Annotated in this window: 23 protein-coding genes; 6 read left to right on the forward strand and 17 right to left on the reverse strand. The window is 62.3% G+C overall.

The annotated features are described in order from the left end of the window. Positions 1-71: 71 nt before the first annotated feature. The 6 genes from RIF72_RS10090 to RIF72_RS10115 form a co-directional block, all read right to left on the reverse strand. Complete coding sequence (locus RIF72_RS10090; protein ID WP_309074682.1) at positions 72-1,211, reverse strand: Vms1/Ankzf1 family peptidyl-tRNA hydrolase; 1,140 nt, start codon at positions 1,209-1,211, stop codon at positions 72-74. Beyond that, complete coding sequence (locus RIF72_RS10095) at positions 1,204-1,422, reverse strand: hypothetical protein (RefSeq protein WP_309074683.1); 219 nt, start codon at positions 1,420-1,422, stop codon at positions 1,204-1,206. The genes RIF72_RS10090 and RIF72_RS10095 overlap by 8 nt, the downstream gene beginning before the upstream one ends. Positions 1,423-1,478: 56 nt before the next feature. After that, complete coding sequence (locus RIF72_RS10100; protein ID WP_309074684.1) at positions 1,479-2,081, reverse strand: flavodoxin family protein; 603 nt, start codon at positions 2,079-2,081, stop codon at positions 1,479-1,481. A gap of 5 nt (positions 2,082-2,086) precedes the next feature. Further along, the gene (locus RIF72_RS10105; protein ID WP_309074685.1) at positions 2,087-2,365 is read right to left on the reverse strand and encodes a hypothetical protein; all 279 of its coding nucleotides are present in this window, start codon (positions 2,363-2,365) and stop codon (positions 2,087-2,089) included. A gap of 135 nt (positions 2,366-2,500) precedes the next feature. Further along, entirely contained in the window at positions 2,501-3,298 is a 798-nt protein-coding gene (locus RIF72_RS10110; RefSeq protein WP_309074686.1) for a glycerophosphodiester phosphodiesterase, read from the reverse strand. A gap of 13 nt (positions 3,299-3,311) precedes the next feature. Continuing rightward, positions 3,312-3,584, reverse strand: a complete 273-nt coding sequence (locus RIF72_RS10115; RefSeq protein ID WP_309074687.1) for a hypothetical protein — start codon at positions 3,582-3,584, stop codon at positions 3,312-3,314. Positions 3,585-3,672: 88 nt separating this feature from the next. Here RIF72_RS10115 and RIF72_RS10120 point away from each other — a divergent pair, with 88 nt between their 5' ends. Both RIF72_RS10120 and RIF72_RS10125 read left to right on the forward strand, forming a co-directional pair. Further along, the gene (locus RIF72_RS10120; protein WP_375164213.1) at positions 3,673-4,587 is read left to right on the forward strand and encodes an SDR family oxidoreductase; all 915 of its coding nucleotides are present in this window, start codon (positions 3,673-3,675) and stop codon (positions 4,585-4,587) included. Then, positions 4,584-5,531 carry an isoprenylcysteine carboxylmethyltransferase family protein gene (locus tag RIF72_RS10125; RefSeq protein WP_309074689.1) on the forward strand — a complete coding sequence of 316 codons (948 nt, stop codon included), beginning with the start codon at positions 4,584-4,586 and terminating at the stop codon, positions 5,529-5,531. Before RIF72_RS10120 ends, RIF72_RS10125 begins: the two co-directional genes overlap by 4 nt. Here RIF72_RS10125 and RIF72_RS10130 read toward each other — a convergent pair. From RIF72_RS10130 to RIF72_RS10145, 4 genes are read right to left on the reverse strand one after another with little or no spacing between them, the layout of a single operon-like run. Continuing rightward, a complete protein-coding gene (locus tag RIF72_RS10130; RefSeq protein WP_309074759.1) occupies positions 5,512-6,321 on the reverse strand; it encodes an HAD family hydrolase in 810 nt (269 codons plus the stop codon). The genes RIF72_RS10125 and RIF72_RS10130 overlap by 20 nt on opposite strands. A 40-nt stretch (positions 6,322-6,361) precedes the next feature. Beyond that, a complete protein-coding gene (locus RIF72_RS10135; RefSeq protein WP_309074690.1) occupies positions 6,362-7,180 on the reverse strand; it encodes a HipA domain-containing protein in 819 nt (272 codons plus the stop codon). Then, positions 7,104-7,430 carry a hypothetical protein gene (locus RIF72_RS10140; protein ID WP_309074691.1) on the reverse strand — a complete coding sequence of 109 codons (327 nt, stop codon included), beginning with the start codon at positions 7,428-7,430 and terminating at the stop codon, positions 7,104-7,106. Before RIF72_RS10140 ends, RIF72_RS10135 begins: the two co-directional genes overlap by 77 nt. Next, entirely contained in the window at positions 7,417-7,758 is a 342-nt protein-coding gene (locus RIF72_RS10145; protein WP_178994725.1) for a helix-turn-helix transcriptional regulator, read from the reverse strand. The genes RIF72_RS10140 and RIF72_RS10145 overlap by 14 nt, the downstream gene beginning before the upstream one ends. A gap of 126 nt (positions 7,759-7,884) precedes the next feature. On the opposite strand from RIF72_RS10145, the gene RIF72_RS10150 reads away from it, so the two are divergent. After that, a complete protein-coding gene (locus tag RIF72_RS10150; RefSeq protein WP_309074692.1) occupies positions 7,885-8,946 on the forward strand; it encodes a glutathione S-transferase C-terminal domain-containing protein in 1,062 nt (353 codons plus the stop codon). Between the two features lie 10 nt (positions 8,947-8,956). Here RIF72_RS10150 and RIF72_RS10155 read toward each other — a convergent pair whose 3' ends face one another. Next, entirely contained in the window at positions 8,957-9,892 is a 936-nt protein-coding gene (locus RIF72_RS10155) for a carbohydrate kinase (RefSeq protein WP_309074693.1), read from the reverse strand. Between the two features lie 40 nt (positions 9,893-9,932). After that, the gene (locus RIF72_RS10160) at positions 9,933-10,754 is read right to left on the reverse strand and encodes an alpha/beta hydrolase (protein ID WP_309074694.1); all 822 of its coding nucleotides are present in this window, start codon (positions 10,752-10,754) and stop codon (positions 9,933-9,935) included. Between the two features lie 110 nt (positions 10,755-10,864). Between RIF72_RS10160 and RIF72_RS10165 the strand changes: the two genes are divergently transcribed. Further along, positions 10,865-11,971, forward strand: a complete 1,107-nt coding sequence (locus tag RIF72_RS10165) for a RelA/SpoT domain-containing protein (protein ID WP_309074695.1) — start codon at positions 10,865-10,867, stop codon at positions 11,969-11,971. A gap of 25 nt (positions 11,972-11,996) precedes the next feature. On the opposite strand, the gene RIF72_RS10170 is transcribed toward RIF72_RS10165, so the two are convergent. After that, complete coding sequence (locus RIF72_RS10170) at positions 11,997-13,001, reverse strand: LacI family DNA-binding transcriptional regulator (RefSeq protein ID WP_309074696.1); 1,005 nt, start codon at positions 12,999-13,001, stop codon at positions 11,997-11,999. A 128-nt stretch (positions 13,002-13,129) separates the two neighbouring features. Here RIF72_RS10170 and RIF72_RS10175 point away from each other — a divergent pair, with 128 nt between their 5' ends. After that, positions 13,130-14,383, forward strand: coding sequence for a D-arabinono-1,4-lactone oxidase (locus RIF72_RS10175; RefSeq protein WP_309074697.1), 1,254 nt, complete (start codon positions 13,130-13,132; stop codon positions 14,381-14,383). Between the two features lie 70 nt (positions 14,384-14,453). Here the strand turns inward: RIF72_RS10175 and RIF72_RS10180 are convergent, their stop codons facing one another. The 4 genes from RIF72_RS10180 to RIF72_RS10195 are packed head-to-tail and all read right to left on the reverse strand — an operon-like array spanning position 14,454 to position 20,071. Then, positions 14,454-16,217, reverse strand: coding sequence for a biotin carboxylase N-terminal domain-containing protein (locus RIF72_RS10180; RefSeq protein ID WP_309074698.1), 1,764 nt, complete (start codon positions 16,215-16,217; stop codon positions 14,454-14,456). A gap of 7 nt (positions 16,218-16,224) precedes the next feature. After that, positions 16,225-17,910, reverse strand: a complete 1,686-nt coding sequence (locus RIF72_RS10185; RefSeq protein ID WP_309074699.1) for a carboxyltransferase domain-containing protein — start codon at positions 17,908-17,910, stop codon at positions 16,225-16,227. A 6-nt stretch (positions 17,911-17,916) separates the two neighbouring features. Beyond that, positions 17,917-19,266: an MFS transporter gene (locus RIF72_RS10190; protein WP_309074700.1), complete on the reverse strand. Its 1,350-nt coding sequence runs from the start codon at positions 19,264-19,266 to the stop codon at positions 17,917-17,919. Between the two features lie 46 nt (positions 19,267-19,312). Next, positions 19,313-20,071 (reverse strand): 5-oxoprolinase subunit PxpA, encoded by a 759-nt coding sequence (locus RIF72_RS10195; protein ID WP_309074701.1) that lies wholly within the window; start codon positions 20,069-20,071, stop codon positions 19,313-19,315. Positions 20,072-20,180: 109 nt separating this feature from the next. Here RIF72_RS10195 and RIF72_RS10200 point away from each other — a divergent pair, with 109 nt between their 5' ends. Further along, positions 20,181-20,879 carry a GntR family transcriptional regulator gene (locus RIF72_RS10200; protein ID WP_309074702.1) on the forward strand — a complete coding sequence of 233 codons (699 nt, stop codon included), beginning with the start codon at positions 20,181-20,183 and terminating at the stop codon, positions 20,877-20,879.

Raw genomic sequence — 20,879 nt, forward strand, 5'->3', positions numbered from 1 at the left:
GAGAGGGCCGAGGCATCCGCCTCGGCCCTTTCGCATGCTCCCTTCAGGCAGGCGCCCTCTCAAGCACAGGCCTATGTAGCCGCTGGTGCTTCCGGTCCGGTCGGCCAGCGAAGCAGGGCTGCAATCTCGACGCCGTCAGGCAGTGCTGCTGAAGGGACCAGTTCCACTCTCGCATCGGTCAGTGCTGCAGCCCTGAGCAGGGCGGCAGCAGCAGGAACCTTCCCCAAGACTTCCGCGCCAAGTGATTCCTCCTCCGAGGTGGCCAGCCATGGTTCGGCATTCAGCGCCAACACCGTGCGGTCGGTGAGCGACCCGTCGTCGAACATCAACACCTCAACCTGGGCCTGCTGGAGGGCGTGGACCACGGCACCAAAGCCAGTGGCCGACTCCGGATTGGCCTGCCCTTCCTGTTCGGCGAGACGGTCAACGAGCTGCCCCTGCTCGGTGGCCCATTGTTGGGCGACCAAGGAATTGACCTCGTCCTCGAACTTTTCGCGGTCGGAGCCTGCGGCAAGGGTATGGGAATCCACGAGGGAGAGAATGGCTTTACTGGCTTCCGACAGTTGATCGGCTACGAGCTGCCGCGCTCGGATGTCTCCCGCGAGGACCAGCAGACGGGCGCTATTCTCACGGACCACCCTGTCGATCTGCTCCACCACCTGGTCAGCGTTGCGGCGCCAGATTTCCTCCGTGTGCCGCTGATACCGGCCCTGTGACCAGCCGCCCACCGGAACCTTCTTCAGATTCTCGTCCGAGCCTTGGATGTGTTGGCTTTCCTCCGCCGCCTGCCGGCCGGCACGGTGCAGCCGGATTTCACCCTCCTCCCGGCTGACCTCGGCCACGACGTAGGCGAACCCGTCCGGACGATGCTTGAGCAACGGAAGCAGGTCCGGGACAACATCTGTGGAGATCTGCTCCGGTCCCAGCAGCGCACCGGGAAGCAACTCGTTGATCGCCACCTCGCCCTGCCGCACCAGCACATAGCGACTAATTGGCGAGGGCTCACCCGTCGCGGGCTGGATGGCCCCGGCAACGGCCTCCAAATCGTTTTCGGAAGCACCAAGTCCAGCGAGTGCATTCCTCACGTTGTCGGGTTGGACATCAGCGGCTTCCAGACCATCCACGGTGCCGGCGCTGGCATCCACATAGGCCATGCACCAGGGACCTGGTTTACGGAAGAGCTCGGAGTACTTGGCAAGCCGGTCACTCATCTGACGCCCCTCCTCCACCTGCTTCTCCCTTACCAGTGTTGGGGTTCAGCGCTTCCCTGACTTCCGCCGGATCGGTTTCATCAGGAAACGGTTCAGCTTCTCGCGCCTCTTCAACATGGGCGGGTTTGGTTCCCCTGACCATGCCTTCGGCTTCGTGTTGCATCTGTTCATCCAGATGCGCACCGTGCTTGGTGTTTCCTCGTTCAGCCACGGTATTTCTCCCTTTCGAACTAGTTGACTTACACGTATTTGTTGAGTTGGCCAGCATTATCCTGCGGGCGGCAGCGGGTTCGCCTTAAGGGCAGAGGCCGCGGCGAACAAGTTTGCTGCCATGGTCTTACCAGTAGATTCAGACCACTCGTGCCCGTGCGCGGTTTCCGTGTAGGACGGACCGGGCCCCGGACCCATGTTCCAGTAGGTCCACGCCTGCCCCGGGATGGTGAAACCGATGTCGATCAGCGCACCAGCGACCTCGCTGATCACGTGATGGGCGCCGTCTTCATTGCCCGTCACAACCACTCCGGCCACCTTGTTGTACGCCGCATAGGTTCCGTCATCCTTCTTCTCGGAAATCATGGCGTCCATGCGCTCGAGCAGCAGCTTTGCCACGCTGGATGGCTGGCCAAGCCACGTGGGCGTCGCAATGATGAGGATGTCGCTGTACTTCAGCAGCTCGTGAATCTTAGGCCAATCATCACCTTCCCCCATGTCAGTTTCGACGCCGGGCGGAATGCGGTGATCCACTGCCCGGATCACCTCAACATCCACATCCTTCTCTCGAAGCGCTTTGATTACGACGTCGGCCAGGACGTCCGTATTCGACGGCGTCGGAGAGGGTTTCAGCGTGCAGTTCAGTACCAGTGCCCGCATGGGTATCAGCGGCTTACCAGCTTGAAGAACGTGCTGTCCTCGCCGCTGGCCTTCTTCGCCTGGTAGAGGAAAGCGAGCTTGCTCTCCTCGAACTTCTCGAACCATTCGTCCCAGCTGATGTGCTCCAGGGAGTCCTCCCCGACACCTCCCGGGAAGTCGATACGCAGGATACCCACGTCATTCTTGTCGCCGGTCTTCTTGACGCTGGCCGGCTTACCGTCGTTGCTTTCCACCCATTTGCGGATCTCGTCGTGATCCGTGGTGGTATGAGATTCCGAAGCCATCCTTCAGGTTCCTTTCTTCCCGTGCCGGCGCAGAGAGCGTCATGCTGCCGACGAAGAGTACGGACACTTCGACCCTAGCGCCGATCCGACTCAAATAGAAAGGGTACTGAGTAATTCCTTCCGCCGAGTTGGCATCTAAACCCACTGGCCCCTGCGCACCAGGACTTCCTTGAGAAGATCGAGCCGGTCCGACACGATTCCGTCCACCCCAAGGTCCAGCAGCCTTTCCATGTCCACGGGATCGTTGACCGTCCACACATGGACCTGCCTGTCGCACCGGTGCGCGCGCCGGATAAACCCGGGCGTCACCACGGGAAACCGCCCATAGCGGACAGGAACTTGGAAGACGTCGACGCCGGAGAGCAGCTTGCGTGCCAAAGGAACCGGAAGCACGGGGCCGAGAAGAACGAACAGCGCTGTCAGGGAGCTGCCCGCAGAAGAAGCCACACGATGGGAGAGCTTGGAAAGGACTGCCCGGCGGCGCCTGTCCGAGAAGCTTGTGACCAAAACCCGGTCATGGACGCCATGCTTCTCAATGGCCGCTGCCATGGGGCCAACAGAATTCCAATCCTTGACGTCGAGGTTGAGCCGGGCGTGCGGCAGGGCGGTAACCAGCTCATCGAAGGTGGGGACGGGCTCCACTCCACCGATTCGGGCAGCCGCAACCTGGGCGGCGGTCAGCTCCGAAACCTTGCCGATGGAATCAGTCACTCGGTCCAAAGAAGAATCATGGAACACCAGCAGGACGCCGTCGGACGTCGTGTGCACGTCCGTTTCAAGGTGCACCGTTCCAAGATCAACTGCCGCCCGGAATGCAGCCATGGAATTTTCCAGGCCACCCAACGAGAATCCTCGATGGGCGAAGGCCAAGGGGCCCACCGAACCGTCCTTGCGAAGGAAATAGGGCAGCGTCACTCCCGTAGCGTAGCCCATCGCAAAGGTGCGGTTAGCTCTCCTGAGGGACCGCCGCCGTCGTCGATTGCGGAACGATCGTCACGCCGTCGCTGACGTGCACCAATGTCCGGCCGCGACCGCCGTCGAGCTCCACCCAAACCGCCGTTGCATCGCCGGTGACGGCGTCCACCACGCCAGTCGACTCGAAACCCGGTGTCAGCATGACATTGACGCGGTCGCCCTGGCGAAGCGAACGCCAGTGATGATCCGGTTCGATGCGCCGCAATGGTGCGGTATTGACGTTGTTGATCCGACGCTTAGCCAAGGTTCCCCCTACAAATTCAATGAGACAGATAAACCGTGCGAACGGGTCTTGGCTGGAAGCCTACGGTTGTAAGTTGAACGCCGGTTGTATGGAAGCTGGGAACCAGGTGACACTGCAGGACTGCCAAACTAGGGGCATGACTGTGTTGATTGCCGGCTGCGGCGACCTTGGAACGGAAGTTGGACTGCGCTTCGCAGCTGCGGGCCATGATGTGGTTGGCCTGCGCCGGTCGCCTGAAAAGCTACCCGCAGAGATACGCGGCGTGTTCGCGGATCTCTCCGTTGCAGTTCCGGAACTGCCCGAGGATGTGGCCATTGTTGTAGTAACTATCGCCGCCGACACGTCCACGGAAGAGGCCTATCGCGCGGCCTACTTGAACGGCGTGAAGAACGTGCTGGATGCTCTGGAACGGCAGTCCATCGAGCCGCGGCGGATCCTGTTCGTCTCCTCAACGGCCGTTTACAAGGATTCCGGCGGAGCTGTTGTGGATGAATCCACGCCCACGGAGCCCACGCGGTTCAGCGGCAAGGTCCTGGTGGAAGCGGAAGAGCTGTTGTTCAGCCGGACGGGCGGGACCAACACCCAGCCCATCTCCCTGCGGCTCGGCGGCATTTACGGACCGGGACGCACCAGACTGATCGACCAGGTCCGCAGCGGCAAGGCCGTCATCCCCGCCCAGCCCCGGCATACCAACCGCGTCCACCGGGACGACGCCGCGGCCATGATCGTGCACCTCACCACCATGGAGCCGGCTCCTGATCCCGTCTACGTAGGCGTCGATGATCACGCAGCGGAAATGGGCGACGTCATGCGGTTCCTCGCCTCTGAAATGGGATGCCCTGAACCCCCGACGGCGGCACTTGGGAGCGAATCCGACGCCGGCCCAGGCGACAAGCGCTGTTCCAATAAACGCCTGCGGGCGACCGACTTCGAATTCATCTTTCCCACCTACAAGGAGGGCTACCGCGCTTTGCTGGCCGGTAAGGGCGTGCGGCACCCGTGACGCTTGATGCGCCGCCGGCTGCGCGGGTTCAAAGGTTGGGGCGGGCCTATTTCGCCGTGCAGGCTGCAGCTGGGCTCGTGTGGTGGATAGCGGTTTTCCTGTCACCGGCGATTCGGTCGGCCACCCTTGGCAGCCTCAACCCCGTAGTTGTGGCTGCCTTGGACGTTCCACTATTTGTCATCGGCTCGGCCCTTGCAGCACTCGGTATCAAGGCTGCGGCCGTGATTAGCGCCGGTTGGACGGGACTGGTTGCCGTTGGACTGGCGGCCTATGCCACCGTCACCACCGAAGCCGGCTGGGGAGTGGTGATCATGGTCGCTGCGACGGCTTGTTCGGTGATTGCACTGTTCTTTGTTGTGCAGGGTCGTGTCCCGACCGAGTTGATTGTACGGGGACCGTTCGCGTTCCGTCCGGCGTCCATCCGTCGCGGCACTGCAGCCAACGTGGGGGCAACCATGGGGCAGCTCATCCTCTTCTGGGGTTTCTTCCTGGTGGTTGTTCCCTCAGCGCTGGCCTTCCTCGAGCAGCGCTGGATGGTGTCCCTGGTATTTCCCTCCATGGTGGGACTTGCCGGGCTGGTGCTTCTGGTCCTCGCCAGCTGCCTCGGTATTGCTTCCGCGGTGACCATGTCCTCCACCGGAAAGGGCACCCCGCTGCCGTCTGCCATGCCTAACCGACTGGTCGTGGCCGGCCCCTACCGGTGGGTTCGGAACCCGATGGCGGTGGCAGGCATCTCACAAGGTGTGGCCGTGGGCATGATACTGGGCTCGTGGCTGGTGGTCGCCTACGCGGTTCTGGGTTCGCTGCTGTGGAATTACGCGGTGAGGCCGCTCGAAGAAGCCGACCTGGCGAAGCGGTTCGGTGCCGAGTTCCTGACGTATCGCGGAAGAGTGCGCTGCTGGATTCCTCGGATCGGGAGCAAAACTAGACCCGCTGCTCGCTGAGTTTCGCCTCGAGAATCTGGGCCACGCCGTCGTCGTCGAAGTGCGGCGCCTGCTGCCCGGCGGCGAGGATGGCCTCCGGGTGGCCGCTGGCCATCGCGTAACCGTGGCCGGCCCAGCGCAGCATTTCGATGTCGTTGGGCATGTCACCGAACGCCACGACGTCAGCGGCTTCGATCCCCAGGGACTCGGCGTACTTGGCCAGCGTGACAGCCTTATTGATGCCCGGAACGGACATCTCCAGCATTGCCGTCCGTGGCGCCGAATGCGTGGTGCTCACCAAATGCGCGACGGCCGGCTGCACTTCAGCCAGGAACTCGTCCGGCGTACCTTTGCGGGTGATCGCCAGGAACTTTACGACGGCGTCATCCGCGGTCAGCGTCTCGGCCAGCGGCGCGGGGGTGAACTCGGCGAGCAGCTCGCTGGTTTCGTTCTCGATGAAGCCCGGCTCGAGTTGGAAACCCGTGAGAGTTTCCACGGCGAACAGGGCGTCGGGCCTGATGGACTTGATGATGCGGCGGGCTTGAAAGACGGATTCGGAATCCAGAACACACGAGGACAGGGCCTTCTCAGTTTCGAGATCCCACACCACGGCGCCGTTGGAACAGATCACGATTCCGCTGTGACCAAGCTGCTCCTGGAGCGGGTACAACCAGCGCGGCGGACGACCCGTAACGAAGACGAGTTCCACTCTTGCTTCGCGGCACGCCTGAAATGCCTTGATGGTCCGGTCACTGATTTTGCCGTCGTGACCGAGGATGGTGCCGTCAATATCGCTTGCTACGAGCCGCATCATGCCAGTCTACGTGGGCGCAACATGTGGTTGCGCGCCGCTACAGCTGCTCTGGTTCATAGTCGAAGAACGCCGCTCTTGGTAGCACCTGCTTCCCGAGGAGCTGGCGCTTGTCTGCCTCGCTCAAACGCGCCACCTCGGCAGCAGCGTCCCAATTTTCGCGGATGCTCGATACAAGGTTGTCGATGATATCCCGCCCTTCTGCCGCGTTTAGCCCGTATGTCTCGGACTCGCCCACCAAGGCACCGAAGTTGGAAACCTTCGCACCGCGGTCACCACGCCCGAACCGCATGGCCTGCTCAAATGTATCGCCGGATCTTTGCCCTGGAGCCAGGTCGTAAGCCGGCGTTAGTTCCAAATGCTTCCCGTCCCAGAACGCGGCGTGATTCCGGGCATGGTCGTCGTTGTTGCTGATGGCGATGTTCAGAGCAATACGCCGGAACAGCTCCGGTCCCGGCTGTGCTGCGTCTACTGCGTACTCACGGAGCACATCAAGGATCTGAGGGTAGGACACATAGCGTGCGTACATCTCATCGGTCTGAGCCATGGTCAGTCCAGACACGGCGTGACGCCGTCCGCCAGCCCCATCACGGTCGAATCGCTCAACAAGGAGGACTTCCTTGCCGAGGGAAGAAATGACCTTGCTCTCGGGCACTTTCATGCCGGCCCGGCGAGCAAGTTCGAGCATCGCACCCTCGGCGTTCACCACCGAAAAGACGCGGTCGTCAGACGACGAGAACTTTGCGAGCCACTCACTCCCGTCTTCATCAGTGAGCGTCGCCTTAGGGCGTGCTCCTCCAAGGCTGGTGCCCTGCATCATGGCCGCCGGGGGCAACGTTCCGTCGTCGTTCGATGACACCGCGACCCCACCTGTCGGGACTCCCGTCCCGAAGGACGCCAGCAATGCTCAGTCCGTCTGCAGGCTCCTGGACGCCGGGTCGCAGGGGGAGCTCCGGGGCGAACAGGCTGATAGCGTCCGGCCGGGACCTATAGTTCAATCCATAGATGAAAGTGACGAGTGAGCCGATCTGCTCCACTCTTCCGGCTACCACAGGCTCCGTTCCACCCGGCAGCCACGTCCAGACGTAGAGCTCGTTAGAAGTTGTCATCGGTACTGCCGCTCTTTGGTCGGCGCACGCGACTTGGGAGGAGAGCGAGCATCTCCTCGCCTCGATGACGACGAATTGCGAGTTCGGCGCGGTCCTCAATACCAAAAATGGGAACTCCGACGAGGTCTGAGAGGTCCATCATCGTGCCTACCGCCGCGCCGCGGCTGCCGGCCTCAGCTGCGAGCACCGTTTGCTCCGAAATATTCGCGCGCGCAGCAAGCTCCTTTGCTGTCCATTTTCGATCGATTCGGCCTTGTCGGATGAGTTGGCCCCACACGATCAGCGCGTCTTGTATGTGCGGACGCAATGGCACTGTACGTTTTGCCAACGCAAACCTTCTTAAAATATGCCTAGGAGCTTTTAGCCATACTTTATCATGGCCAAAAGTTGCATGTAGGCTTTTGCGACAGTCCGCAGCCAACACGTAACGGGGCCCAGAGCATAGGCTGAAGTCATGAGTGAGAAGACCAGCGAAGTCGAAGAACACAGCACCCGCGGGGCGTACGTCACTGGCGGCGAGTTCACCCGGGACACCAACTACATCGAGGACCGCATCACCCGTGACGGTACCGACGGACCGAACGGCGAGCCCGGCTGGCCCGTGGAGCCGGGGCGCTATCGGCTGATTGCGGCCCGGGCTTGCCCTTGGGCCAACCGTGCCGTGATCGTGCGGCGGCTTCTTGGTCTGGAGGACGTCATTAGCCTCGGGCAGCCTGGCCCCACCCACGACGCCAGATCCTGGACCTTCGATTTGGATCCGGATGGCAAGGATCCCGTGCTGGGCATCGAGCGCCTGCAGGAAGCATTCTTTCGCCGCTTCCCTGACTATCCTCGGGGCATCACCGTTCCGGCGGTGGTGGACATCCCCAGCGGAGCAGTGGTGACAAACAACTTCCCCCAAATCACGCTGGACTTCTCTACGGAATGGACTGAGTTCCACCGCCCGGGAGCGCCACAGCTGTACCCGGAGCACCTGCGCGAAGAAATCGACCAGGTCAACAAACGTGTCTTCACCGAGGTCAACAACGGCGTTTACAGGTGCGGCTTCGCCGGATCCCAGGAAGCATACGAGGCTGCCTACACCCGGCTATGGAATGCCTTGGACTGGCTGGAGGAGCGACTGACCGGCCAACGGTATCTCGTGGGTGATTCGATCACCGAGGCCGATGTCCGGCTCTTCACCACCCTGGCGCGCTTCGATTCTGTCTACCACGGCCACTTCAAATGCAACCGAAACAAGCTGAGCGAAATGCCGGCGTTGTGGGCGTACGCCCGGGACCTGTTCCAAACTCCGGGTTTCGGGGACACCATCGATTTTGTGCAGATCAAGCAGCACTACTACATGGTGCACGAGGACATTAACCCCACCAAGATTGTCCCCGTGGGCCCGGATCTATCCGGATGGCTTACCGCTCACGGACGGGAATCCCTCGGCGGCAGCCCCTTCGGCGACGGCACTCCGCCAGGCCCGGTGAAAGCGGGCGAGGAAGTGGCTGCAGGGCACGGGGCTGGCTAACCAGCTTTTCTCAGGCCGCCCCATGGTTGAGCTCGGCCCGCGTGGGCGGATTCGCGCCTGCCCGGGACACCGTCACTGCAGCCGCACGTGTTGCGTGATCCATGATGGCTGCCAGGGTTTCTGCAGGCATCGCCCTCAAAGCGCCACGGTTCTGCGCGCCGTCCAGCCCGTGATCCACAATCGCGGACAAGAGCCCCGCCATGAACGAATCACCCGCGCCCACTGTGTCCACAACGTTCACGGAGGGTGCGGGAACCTGAGTTTCTCCGGCCCTGGTTACGCCCCACGGTCCACGTGATCCTCGGGTCACCACTACCAAAGCCGGACCCTCAGTACCGCCCAACGACAGCCAGCGACGCGCGGATTCCACCGGGTCAACGCCGGGATAAAGCCATTCAAGGTCCTCGTCCGAGGCCTTCACGATGTCGGCAAGCACTACAAAGCGCTCGGCTTGGGTTCGCGCAAAGTCGACGTCCGTGATGATGCTGGGGCGGCAATTCGGGTCGAAGCTGATGGTGCAGCTCGGGTGGGCATGCTCGACGGCGGCAAGCACCTCTGCGGCGCCAGGCTCCAGGAAGGTGGCAATGGAGCCTGTGTGCAGCAGCGTGGAGCCCTGCATCATGAGCGGCCAACGTCCTGCGAGCCCGGGCAGCTCCCAGGCGAGGTCGAAAACGTAGGTGGCGGCGCCGTCGTCGTCAATCTGCGCGGTGGCCACACTGGTTGGTTTCTCATCCGGCGGAAGCGGAACCATCACCGAACTCGACCGCAAGTGCGCGGCAATGGAATCGCCGTACGCGTCCCGGCCGTAGCGACCGATGAACTGCACGGGATGATCCAAGCGGGCCAGGCCGACGGCAACATTGAGAGGGCTGCCTCCAACATGCGCCTCGATCCCGGAGGAGCGTTGAACGACGTCGACCAGGGCCTCACCAATGACTGTCAGCATGGGACCACTCTGCCAGAGGACGGCCGCCCCGGACCAACAGTTACGAGAGCAATCGTTGCACCAGTTCGCGACACTTCTTATAGGCCACGGCCTTGGGGTCGATCAGGTCGAAGTGGTCGCCCGGGACGCGCAGCAGCTGGGCCGCACTTCCTGCCGCCGTTGCCGCCGCGACGTATGCTTCGGACTGGCTTGCAGGAACATCCTCGTCATCTGTGGCATGCACGGCATAGACGGGGACATCGATGGGCAGTGAGCTCATAGGGTCGGCGTATTTATGCCGTTTGGGGAATCTATGGGAATCCCCGCCCATGAGGTTGCAGACGGCGCCGTTGCTGAGGTTAAGCTTCTCTGCCGCGGCAAGATTCAAGAGGCCCGACTGGCTGACGACGCCTGTCAGGTGAACAGCGTTGCCCTCCGGTCCGCGCTGGAGTTGGCGATCGGCGTCGGGCGTTCCAATGGCGGACAGCCGCTGCCGGCCTGCCGCCCACACGGCGAGATGACCACCAGCCGAGTGACCGAGTGCCACCACTTTGCCGAGTTGGAGGTCATGGTCGCCGGCGATATGGGACAAATGGTCGATGCCGGCCAGGATGTCCTCGAACGTATGGGGCCAACCACCGCCATTGCCGGCGCGCCGGTATTCAAGGTTCCAGGCGGTTATGCCGTGCGCCGCGAGGTCGCGCGCCAAGGGCTCACCGAGCTCAGCGCCGTACTGTGAGCGCCAATATCCGCCATGAATCACAACGGCGATTCCACCGGCCACAGCTGATGCGCCGCGATGGTTTCCGTTGGACGGTTCAGGTATGAAGAGTTCGCCCCATTGACTGGGGTGTTCGCCGTAGCTGTACTTGTGCCGCAACATTGCGCCCTCCTTTGTACTGAGCCTATCGTGACGTTTCGGAAGTTTGGCTAGAGGCACCCCGACGGCGGGTGGGTCAGTTGGGTGTCGGACCCGCCCCGTAAGCTGGGGGCATGGCAAGCAATTGGGACAGCCTTGACCAGGCTCAGCGCGACGCAGTGGATGCGAACGTAGCGCTCTACGAGCGTGTTCGCCCCGCCCTGAAGCGGGTCACGCGCGATGTGCTGCTCACTTTGCGCGACATGTTGAACGACGCCGAGGTCACTCCGCTGTTTGTCACTGGACGGACCAAAACGGTTGAGTCGTTCCGCGAAAAGATTTCCCGCACGGATGATCCTTTGGAGCCGGGCGGGCCGCGCGTGCTCAAGTTCCCGGATCCGTTCCGCACCTTGAACGACATGGTAGGCATCCGCGTCATCACCAAACTACCCGCGGAAAACGCAGCGGTGGCCAACATCATCAAGCGCCAGCGGCAGCTCTTCGATTGCCGTGGCGACCGTGAGAAGGACATCGGCTCCATTGAGTCAGGAACCTATGGCTATTCCAGCCGCCACCTCATTCTGCGCACCATCCAGAACGAGGCCGTGAAGGAATACCAGCACGTCTTCAACCCGGAGATGCCTGCCAATGGCAGCTATTTCTTCGAGTGCCAGATCCGTACCGTCTTTGCGCACGCCTGGAGCGAGATCGAGCATGACATCCGGTTCAAGGCCGAAGACCCGCGCGCTTGGACGCCGCATTTCGACCGCCAGTTCACGGCCACGGCTGCCATGTTGGAAACCGTGGAGAGCGCCTTCGCTGACCTTCACGAGCGCTACGAGGAAGTCCGCGGCTATTGGGATCTCGAGGGCGATGGCGGCATGCCCCTTACCCCCAACAGGGTCCGGGACGTCTGGCGTACGCTTCTCCCGCACGTCGACCGTAAAGTTGATGACGACTGGGGATGGGCTGCCGAACTGCTCGCCGCCCACGGACTCACCAAGACCGTGGAGCTTGCGGGTCTGTTGAGCGCCAACCGGATCACCGAGGTCCGCAAGGCCTTGGACCACCGCTACTCCCCCGGTCCGGACCGCCTCCTGGATGATCTCCTGCTGTGGCAGTACGGAACCGAGCACATTGATCTCACCGCTGAGGCGCCCGACGTCGTCCCGCACCCGCGGCGCGACAGCCTCCAGCGGCGCCTGAAGCAGATTGAGCGCTACCGCCAGACTGCGCTCTAGGACATCGTCTGCCGCGGCTGACTAATTAGCCCTCCGTAGTGCCGCGGCGGTGCAGCTTCCATGGTGAGGCAACCCGGATGCCCTCGGCCGGGGTGATTCCCCCCAACCTGTCCAGCAGCATCCGGACAACTTGCTCGAAGATCGGATCCGGCCCAACAGTCGTCAGAGCCGGATCGTAGTCCTGGCCCTCGGTGGAATTCCCGACGCCGACGATCTGGACGTCCTCGGGGACGCGGAGGCCAAGGCGGTAGGCGGCGCGGATCGTTTGCAGCGCTTCCATGTCATCGGTGCACAGGACGGCCGTGGGTCGGTCCGGAAGCTGGAGCAGCTCGAGGGCGGACTGATACGCAGCGGCCGGGCGGTGATGTGAGGTCCTAACCAAGGACGCGTCCAAGGGAATGCCCGCCTTCTCCAGCCCGGCTGCGTAGGCGGCAAAGCGGCTCTTGGGTCGCCCAGCCGGGTCAGCTCTCCGGATGCAGCCAACTCTGCGGTGCGAGGCCGTGAGGAACTCCATGCACTCCGCGAGGCCGGCGTCGGTTTCAGGGGCCAGGACGTCGAACCCAGCAGGCTTCATGGTGCCCGAGATGACTACTTGGGCAACGCCGCGGCGAGCGAGTTCCGTGACGGTTTCATCCTCGGACTTTGCTTCGGGGAAGTAGCCAATGATGACGCCGTCGGCGCCCCCGGACATGGTGAACTTCCGCCAGTCGTCGCCCAGTAGGATCACCGGTTGGTAGCCGTGCTGCGGCAGAATGTTTGCAGCAGCGGTGGCGAGTGCGCGATCCCAAGGCCAATCAAGGTTTCCAATGGCCACGGCAACCACGTCGGTTTTGCCTCGACGCATCCCGCGGGCGGCTTGATTGGGCACATAGCCCAGTTTTTTGACCGCTGCCAGAACCCGATCCTGCGTGGGCTGGCTGATCCTCGTCGTCCCACCGTGACGACCGGAAAGCACATAAGAGACGGTGGTCAGTGATACGTCCGCGGCCATCGCAACGTCCCGGATGGTGGGCTTGGATCCCTTACTCACGTTGCGGCTCCTGGTTGACAGCGGATTTCTTGAACTTTATCCGCAACCGTGGTGGACTCCCCTTGACGCAATTAGTTATGAACGTTAACAATTGCGGGAGTCTACAAGTACAAGCGGGAGATCATTCGATGAAGAATTGGGCAGGAAATCTTGAGTATTCGTCTGCGGACGTCCAGCGGCCCACCACTGTGGAGCAGCTGCGCGAGCTTGTAGCCCAGGCGACGCGGATCAAGGCCCTGGGTTCCCGGCACTCCTTCAACACGGTGGCCGACACCGACGGCACCCACCTCCTGCTCGATGCCCTCCCCCAGGAAGTTGTGTTGGACGCCGCGAAGGGCACCGTCAAAGTTAGCGGTGGCATCAGCTACGGAGCCCTCGGCCGCGCGCTTGAGGAACAGGGCTACGCCATCCACAACCTCGCTTCCCTCCCACACATCTCAGTCGCGGGTGCCATCCAAACCGGCACGCACGGCAGTGGAGTCAACAACCCCTCCCTGGCTGCCGCCGTCGTTAGCGTTGACCTGGTGCGCGCCTCCGGCGAGCTCGTCACCCTCACGGCGGACGACGACGAATTTCTCGCCAGCGTGGTGGGAATGGGCGCACTTGGCATTGTCACAGGGCTGGAGCTAGCGGTCCGGCCAAGCTACGAGGTCCGGCAGCGAGTGCTCAACAATTTGTCCTGGGAGCGTGCATTGGCGAACTTCCAGGACATCGCTTCGAGTGCTTACAGCGTCAGCTTCTTCACCGATTACACTGGCGACACCATCTCCCAAGTTTGGCTGAAGGCACTGGACACTGAAGCTCCGCTGCCTGAGCTGTTTGGGGCAACCGCTGCAACGACTGCCATGCATCCCTTGCCGGACATGTCCGCGGAGAACTGCACCGAGCAGCTGGATGTGGCTGGCAAGTGGCTTGACCGTTTGCCGCACTTCCGCCACGAATTCACGCCCAGCAACGGCGAGGAGCTGCAAAGCGAGTTCCTCGTGCCCCTGAATCAGGCGACTGCCGCGCTACAGGCTATCCGGGGACTGGCCGACAAGCTCGCACCGCTCCTGTTCGTCTCAGAAATCCGCACCGTGGCCGCTGATGAGTTCTGGCTTAGCCCCTTCTACCAGCAGCAAAGCGTGGCACTCCACTTCACGTGGAAGCCGCTGCAGGCCGAGGTAGAAGCGGTGCTCCCGGAGCTCGAGGAGGCCCTCCGTCCGTTCGGTGCGCGCCCGCACTGGGGCAAACTGTTCACGCCCAGCCAGTACGATTTCGCTTCTCTCTATCCGCGGTTCGGGGATTTCCGAGCTTTGTTTCAGGCCAATGACCCAACAGGGAAGTTCCGCAATGAGCTGCTGGACAGCGTGCTGAGAATCTCCGCGGCGACGCACGCTTAGAGCCGTTGTTGCCCCGCTATCTCGTTGCTGCCCGGCAGCGAAATAGCGGGTTGGCGACGGGCACTGCTAGCTACTCGATGTGAGCCAGCACGGCGCCGGCAGTGACCACACCGCCAGGCTCTGACAACACCTCGGAGAGAGTGCCTGCACGGTGTGCCGAGAGCTGGGTTTCCATCTTCATGGCTTCAAGGACCACCAAAGGATCCCCGGCTGCAACGTCAGCCCCGGGTTCCACCAGCCACTTCACTATGGTCCCGGCCATGCTGGAGACCAAGGCGGATTCTGCTGGCGAATTGCCGGAACCGATCACAGAACCCGGCGTTTCGGTTGGCGTAGTAAAAGCGGGAATACCCTGCCCCGAACGAGCCCAGCCATCCAGAAGGTCCGCGGGAAGTCCTACTGCGAGCCGCTTACCGTCCACATCAACGGTGATGGTTCGTCGCTTCCCCTCCGGGGCAACCACGTTGTACTCGGGATCCACAGGGATCTGGTCTGCGAAGTCTGTCTCGATCCAACGAGTGTGAACCCGCATTCCGGCAACGGACGTGAAATCCTCGGACTCGAGGACCGCGCGGTGGAACGGCAGGACTGTCGCGATGCCGGTGATGTTGATTTCAGCCAAGGCACGCCGCGCGCGACGAAGGGCCTGCTGCCGGTCGGCGCCGGTGACGATCAGCTTGGCCAACAAAGAATCGAATTGCGGCGCGACGAAAGATCCCGAACGTACGCCAGTGTCTACGCGGATTCCCGGCCCTGTGGGTACCTCAAAGAGTTCCACTGTCCCCGGCGAGGGCAGGAAGCCGCGGCCCACATCCTCAGCATTGATGCGGAACTCGAAGGAGTGTCCACGAGCCACGGGATCTTCAGTGATGCTCAACGGAAGGCCGGCAGCAATCCGGAACTGCTCTTGGACCAGGTCAATCCCGGAAGTCTCCTCAGTGATGGGGTGCTCAACCTGAAGGCGGGTGTTGACCTCAAGGAAGGCCACGGCTCCGTCAGCGGAAACCAGGAACTCCACGGTTCCGGCGCCGTAGTAGCCGGCTTCACGCACAATGGCTTTCGCACCGTCGTAAATTTGCTGGCGTTGTGTGTCACTGAGGAAGGGTGCGGGAGCCTCTTCCACGAGCTTCTGGTGGCGACGTTGGAGGGAGCAGTCGCGGGTGCCCACCACAACAACGTTTCCGAGCTTATCCGCGATGATCTGAGCTTCCACATGCCGAGGACGGTCAAGATACTGCTCCACGAAGCACTCGCCACGACCAAAGGCAGCCACAGCTTCCCGGACTGCAGAATCGAAAGCCTCTTCCACTTCTGCGAGTTCTCGAACCACCTTCAGACCCCGGCCGCCGCCGCCGAAAGCAGCCTTGATGGCAAGTGGAAGTCCATGTTCCTCCGCGAAGGCCCGGGCTTGCGCAGCAGAGGAGACGGGACCGTCGCTGCCAGCGACCAACGGTGCTCCGGCGCGGACTGCGATTTCGCGGGCCGTAATCTTGTTTCCCAACTGGCGGATCGATTCCGGTGAGGGACCGATCCACTCAAGTCCGGCGTCGAGCACTGCTTGTGCAAAGTCGGCGTTCTCGGAAAGGAAACCATACCCGGGGTGGACGGCGTCTGCGCCGGACTCCGCCGCAACGGCAAGCAGCTTCCCTATGTTCAAGTAGGTGTCGGCCGGCGAGTTTCCGCCCAGGCTGAAGGCTTCATCAGCAGCACCAACGTGCATTGCGTCGGCATCGATGTCTGCGTAAACGGCGACGGACAGTATGCCGGCATCGTCGCAGGCTCGGGCGACGCGGACAGCAATTTCGCCACGGTTCGCGATCAGGACCTTGCGCATCAAATACTCACTTCTCTGGGGTCTTCGTAAAAGTCGTGGTGAACTCTGGGGAATCCGGGACGAGCCGGAAGCGGATCTTTCCGCCGATGGGGATCTGTGCGGCGAGATCAAGGTGTTCGTCGCGCACCACGCCGATCACCGGATAACCACCTGTGATGGGGTGATCCGCCAAGAAGAGAACGGGCAGTCCCGCAGGTGGGATCTGGAGCGCTCCCGCCATGGTGCCCTCGCTGGGAAGTTCGCCTTCCCGCGTGCGCTTCAGCGGGGTGCCGTCCAGCCGCATGCCTACACGGTTGGATTGGGGAGTGACCAGCCATTCCTGGTAGCAGAGGGAATCGAGCGCTTCCCGATCAAACCAGTCAGCACGGGGTCCGGGAATGACCTCGAGCACCGTTACCCCTACGCCCGGGAAGTCGGGCTGCAATTCGGGACTGCCAACAGCTGTGGACACAGTGGAGTTACCCACCGCGAGGACCTGCCTGGTTACCAAGGGGGCCGGCCCGATCCCGGACATCGTGTCCGCCGAGCGACTGCCCAGAACCTCAGGAACGTCCACTCCGCCGCGGATCGCGACATAGTTCCGGAACCCCGACTCCGGAGCACCCAAGGTGAGTACTTCGCCGTCGAGCAATGCGAAGGGTGCAGCCATGGGGGCCGTTCGCTTCGCACTCGGGTGGATGTCGCCGCCGTCGGACCCGCCGTCGGACCCAAACCACGACGGCGACTCGATAGTCAGCGTCGTCGGCGCCCCCGTCACAGCAATTACTTGGTCGCCCTCGGCCTCCACCGTGAGCCCACCATTGACGGACTCGACGGCCGCGGCCGAAGAAGTATTGCCCACGAGCCGATTGGCCCGCCGCAGCGATGCCCTGTCCAGCGCGCCGGCAGCAGAGACACCCAGTGGACCGAAGCCTCGGCGGCCGAGATCTTGGATCAGGCTCTGCGCGCCCGGATTGAGAATCCTAAGCCCGGACTCGACATGATGGTCCTTTTCGGGTTCACGCGCCGGGGAGTCACCGCTGGATGAAGCTCCAGCAGTCAAGACTTCGCGGACAGCACGGTACTTCACTCGATCTCCTGGACGTACCAAGGCAGGCTGGGATCGATCCAGGTCCCACATGCGAGCCCCGGTCCGGCCGATCAGCTGCCAACCGCCCGGGGAACGCCGAGGGTAGACGGCGGAGTACTGTCCACCGAGAGCTACGGAGCCCGCGGGAACCGCCGTTCGTGGCGATGAGCGGCGTGGCACCGTAAGGGCCTCATTCTCTCCCACCATGTAGCCAAAACCGGGTGCGAAGCCGGCGAAGGCCACTGTCCAGATTTGTCCCGTGTGTGCAGCTACGACGCCGTCTACGCTCAGGCCGGTCAGCTCAGCAACATCGGCGAGGTCGTCGCCGTCGTACACGGTATCGATGACCACCAGCCCGGAGTCGCTGGCGATCAACGGAGCAAGCTCCAGCTCCAAAAGCCGCGAGCCGATGGCTCGTGTCGCTGCGGCTGACTCGCCTACCACCATCACAGTTTCCGCGGCAGCGAGAACATCCACTTGGCCGGGGAGCGGGGACTTGTAGAGCATGTCCTGAAGGGCGAGGACATCCTGCAGGCTGTCCAGTTCGGCCAGGACGGCACGGGTGCCGACGGGCCTGACAGAGCGAACCCTTTGCGCGGTGGTGGTTTGCATCACGGTTTCCATCTTTCGCTACGCCGCCGGCTGAGCGTGCGTTCCCTGCATCAACCGGACATCTTCTTCCGGCTTCGGGTCGCGGCCGAGGAGCATGCCCACGATCGTGACAACAGCTGCGACAAGGATGTAAACGGCGATCAGGTACCAGCCGCCGCCGGCGGCGCCGTAGAGCGCTGTGAAGATGATGGGGGCAACGGCTCCACCAATTACGCCGGCCAAAGTGTAGGCAAGCGAGCTGCCGGCATAACGAAGGCGGGCCGGGAACTGCTCGGTGATGAAGGCGGCCTGCGGGCCATACATAAAGGCGTGGAGCGCCAAGCCGATTACGGTGCCGATAGTCAGCATGGCTACGGACTTGCCTTGGATCATCAGGAAGAACAGCGGGATATAGGCAGCGGTAGCAGCTGCCGCGATGCCATAGACCCAGCGACGGTTGAAGCGGTCCGTTAGCGCACCGGCCGCGGGGATCAGGAACAGCTGGAAAGCCGAACCGATCAGGATGGCCGACAGGACGTTGCCTGTGGTCATACCCAGCTCCTTGGTGGCATACACAGCTACGAACACCGTGAAGAGAGCGTAAAGAATATCCGGGCACACACGTGAGAGCGCTGCGGACACCAATGCCTTGGGCTGGGTGGTGAAGACTTCCTTGATGGGAGCCTCGGGGCGGTCGCCGTGGGCCTGGATTGCCTTGAATACAGGGGTTTCTTCGAGCTTGAGCCGGATGATCAGGCCGAAGACCACCAAGAGGGCGGAGGCCAGGAAGGCTACGCGCCAGCCCCAAGAGAGGAAGGCCTCTTCGCTGAGTGATGCGGCAAGAACAGCCAGAACACCGTTGGCCATGAGGTTTCCGGCGGGCGGACCGATCTGGGCCGCAGAGGACCAGAAGCCGCGCTTGTTGGGGTCGCCGAATTCGCTGGAAAGCAGCACTGCGCCGCCCCATTCGCCGCCAACGCCAATGCCCTGCGCCAATCGCAGCAGCACAAGAATGGTGGGTGCTGCGACTCCAATCACTGAGTAGTCAGGCAGTGCACCGATGAGGACCGTAGCCACGCCGATCAGGACGAGGGTGAAGACCAGAACGTACTTACGGCCGATCTTGTCGCCCAGGCGGCCGAAAATGACGCCACCAATCGGTCGGGCCAGGTAACCAACCGCGAAAGCTGAGAAGGACAGCAGCAAGGCGACGAATTCGTCATTGCCGGGGAAGAAGATCTTTGGGAACACGAGGGCCGAAGCCACCGAATATATAGCGAAGTCATAGTACTCAAGCGACGTACCGGTGAGGCTGGCGATGTACGCCTTGATGGCACCGGGCGGCGGCTTCCTTGTCGCTGCCTTGGGTGCATTGTTGGTGCTGGTCATGATGTCCTCCGGGGGGATGAGGGATGGTGCGGGGAGCCCAGGCGGGCTAGAGGAACGAGCCGACTCCGACGCCGGCGTCGCTCAGTGCAGACTTCACAGCGGTGGCCATCGCGACGGCCCCGGGTGAGTCACCATGCACGCAGATACTCTCTGCACGGATTTTTAGGATGGAACCGTCAATGGTTCTGACGGATTGGTCAGTGGCCATTCGCAGGACGTGCTCTACTACTTCGGCTGGATCGTTCAACACGGCCCCCGCCTGGGAGCGCGAGACGAGCGTTCCGTCCGGGTTGTAAGCACGGTCCGCGAATGCTTCAGAAACGCCCCGAAGGCCGGCTTCCTCAGCGAGGCGCAGGACTTCGGAGCCAGGCAGACCAAGAATCGGAAGGTTGGGGTCCACCGATTTCACAGCCTCCACCACAGCACGGGCCTGGGCTGTGTGCTTGACGATCGCGTTATAGAGACCACCGTGGGGTTTTACGTACTGGACTCTGGCTCCCGTAGTGCCGGCCAATGCCTGCAGCGCTCCGATCTGATAAACCACGTCGTCAGCCAGTTCCATGGGGTCAATGTCCATGAAGCGGCGTCCGAATCCGGCGAGGTCGCGGTAGCCAACATGGGCGCCTATAACGACGCCGACCTTGGTCGCCTTTACGCAGGTGCTGCGGATGACGCTGGGGTCGCCGGCATGGAAGCCGCAAGCAACGTTTGCACTGGAGACTGACTCGAACATGGCTGTGTCATCGCCCAGCGTCCAGCGTCCGAAGGACTCGCCGACGTCGCTGTTCAAATCGATGATTGTCATGATGTGATTCCTGCCTCGTGATGCGCGTTACATCCAGCATGCACCATTTCGCTGGATTGTTCAACGATCCAGCGATCCGGATTTCCGGCAATCGTGTACTTTTGGTGTCATGGCCAATGCAGATCAGGGAAAGAACGAACAAGTTGGCCTTGATAGCGCGCGGGCCCGGGTACGGATGAAAGTTCCGTCGGTAGCCGAGAGGGTCGCCGAAGAACTGCGCTACCAACTGGCCGAAGGTTTCCTTGTCCCGGGCGCCAAGCTGACCGAAGCCACCATTGCCGAGGACCTGGGCGTCTCCCGGAACACGGTCCGCGAAGCATTCGCCGAGCTGGCCGGGGAGCGGCTGCTCCTCCGCCAGCCCAATAAAGGTGTTTTTGTAGCCACCCTTGAAGCAGGCGACATCCACGATGTCTACACGGTTCGTCGGGCAATCGAAGTCAGCTCTATTCGGGCGGGTGGTTCTCCGGACCGTATCGCCGCCGTCAGGGCCGCCGTCGAAGAGGGCAAGCGGGCGGCTGTGGCAAACGACAATGAAGGCCTGGGCAGCGCCAACCAACATTTCCACGGTGCCATCGTCGGCCTCGCCGAGAGCAACCGGCTTAACACGATCATGGCGCAGATCCTGGCCGAGATGCGGCTCTACTTCCACAAAGCCACCATGAACGCCCACTTCTACAGCGACTGGCTTAAGGAGAACGAGCACATCTGCTCAGCTTTGGAAGCGGGCGAGCTGGAGCGTGCCGGGGACTTGCTCCTTGCCTACCTCAACCGTTCCGAGCAGCAGCAAACCGCCATCCACGGCGAATAA

Source organism: Paenarthrobacter sp., assembly GCF_031180005.1.
In the GTDB taxonomy this organism is placed as follows: domain Bacteria; phylum Actinomycetota; class Actinomycetes; order Actinomycetales; family Micrococcaceae; genus Arthrobacter.

Bases quoted from the DNA above. Each gene is read 5' to 3' on its own strand.
- RIF72_RS10200 (WP_309074702.1), top strand. From the start codon at position 20,181: ATGGCCAATGCAGATCAGGGAAAGAACGAACAAGTTGGCCTTGATAGC.
- RIF72_RS10165 (WP_309074695.1), top strand. From the start codon at position 10,865: ATGGCAAGCAATTGGGACAGCCTTGACCAGGCTCAGCGCGACGCAGTG.
- RIF72_RS10185 (WP_309074699.1), bottom strand. From the start codon at position 17,910: ATGGAAACCGTGATGCAAACCACCACCGCGCAAAGGGTTCGCTCTGTC.
- RIF72_RS10150 (WP_309074692.1), top strand. From the start codon at position 7,885: ATGAGTGAGAAGACCAGCGAAGTCGAAGAACACAGCACCCGCGGGGCG.
- RIF72_RS10190 (WP_309074700.1), bottom strand. From the start codon at position 19,266: ATGACCAGCACCAACAATGCACCCAAGGCAGCGACAAGGAAGCCGCCG.
- RIF72_RS10140 (WP_309074691.1), bottom strand. From the start codon at position 7,430: ATGACAACTTCTAACGAGCTCTACGTCTGGACGTGGCTGCCGGGTGGA.
- RIF72_RS10130 (WP_309074759.1), bottom strand. From the start codon at position 6,321: ATGCGGCTCGTAGCAAGCGATATTGACGGCACCATCCTCGGTCACGAC.
- RIF72_RS10195 (WP_309074701.1), bottom strand. From the start codon at position 20,071: ATGACAATCATCGATTTGAACAGCGACGTCGGCGAGTCCTTCGGACGC.
- RIF72_RS10105 (WP_309074685.1), bottom strand. From the start codon at position 2,365: ATGGCTTCGGAATCTCATACCACCACGGATCACGACGAGATCCGCAAA.
- RIF72_RS10100 (WP_309074684.1), bottom strand. From the start codon at position 2,081: ATGCGGGCACTGGTACTGAACTGCACGCTGAAACCCTCTCCGACGCCG.
- RIF72_RS10175 (WP_309074697.1), top strand. From the start codon at position 13,130: ATGAAGAATTGGGCAGGAAATCTTGAGTATTCGTCTGCGGACGTCCAG.
- RIF72_RS10155 (WP_309074693.1), bottom strand. From the start codon at position 9,892: ATGCTGACAGTCATTGGTGAGGCCCTGGTCGACGTCGTTCAACGCTCC.
- RIF72_RS10090 (WP_309074682.1), bottom strand. From the start codon at position 1,211: ATGAGTGACCGGCTTGCCAAGTACTCCGAGCTCTTCCGTAAACCAGGT.
- RIF72_RS10120 (WP_375164213.1), top strand. From the start codon at position 3,673: ATGGAAGCTGGGAACCAGGTGACACTGCAGGACTGCCAAACTAGGGGC.
- RIF72_RS10160 (WP_309074694.1), bottom strand. From the start codon at position 10,754: ATGTTGCGGCACAAGTACAGCTACGGCGAACACCCCAGTCAATGGGGC.
- RIF72_RS10110 (WP_309074686.1), bottom strand. From the start codon at position 3,298: ATGGGCTACGCTACGGGAGTGACGCTGCCCTATTTCCTTCGCAAGGAC.
- RIF72_RS10180 (WP_309074698.1), bottom strand. From the start codon at position 16,217: ATGCGCAAGGTCCTGATCGCGAACCGTGGCGAAATTGCTGTCCGCGTC.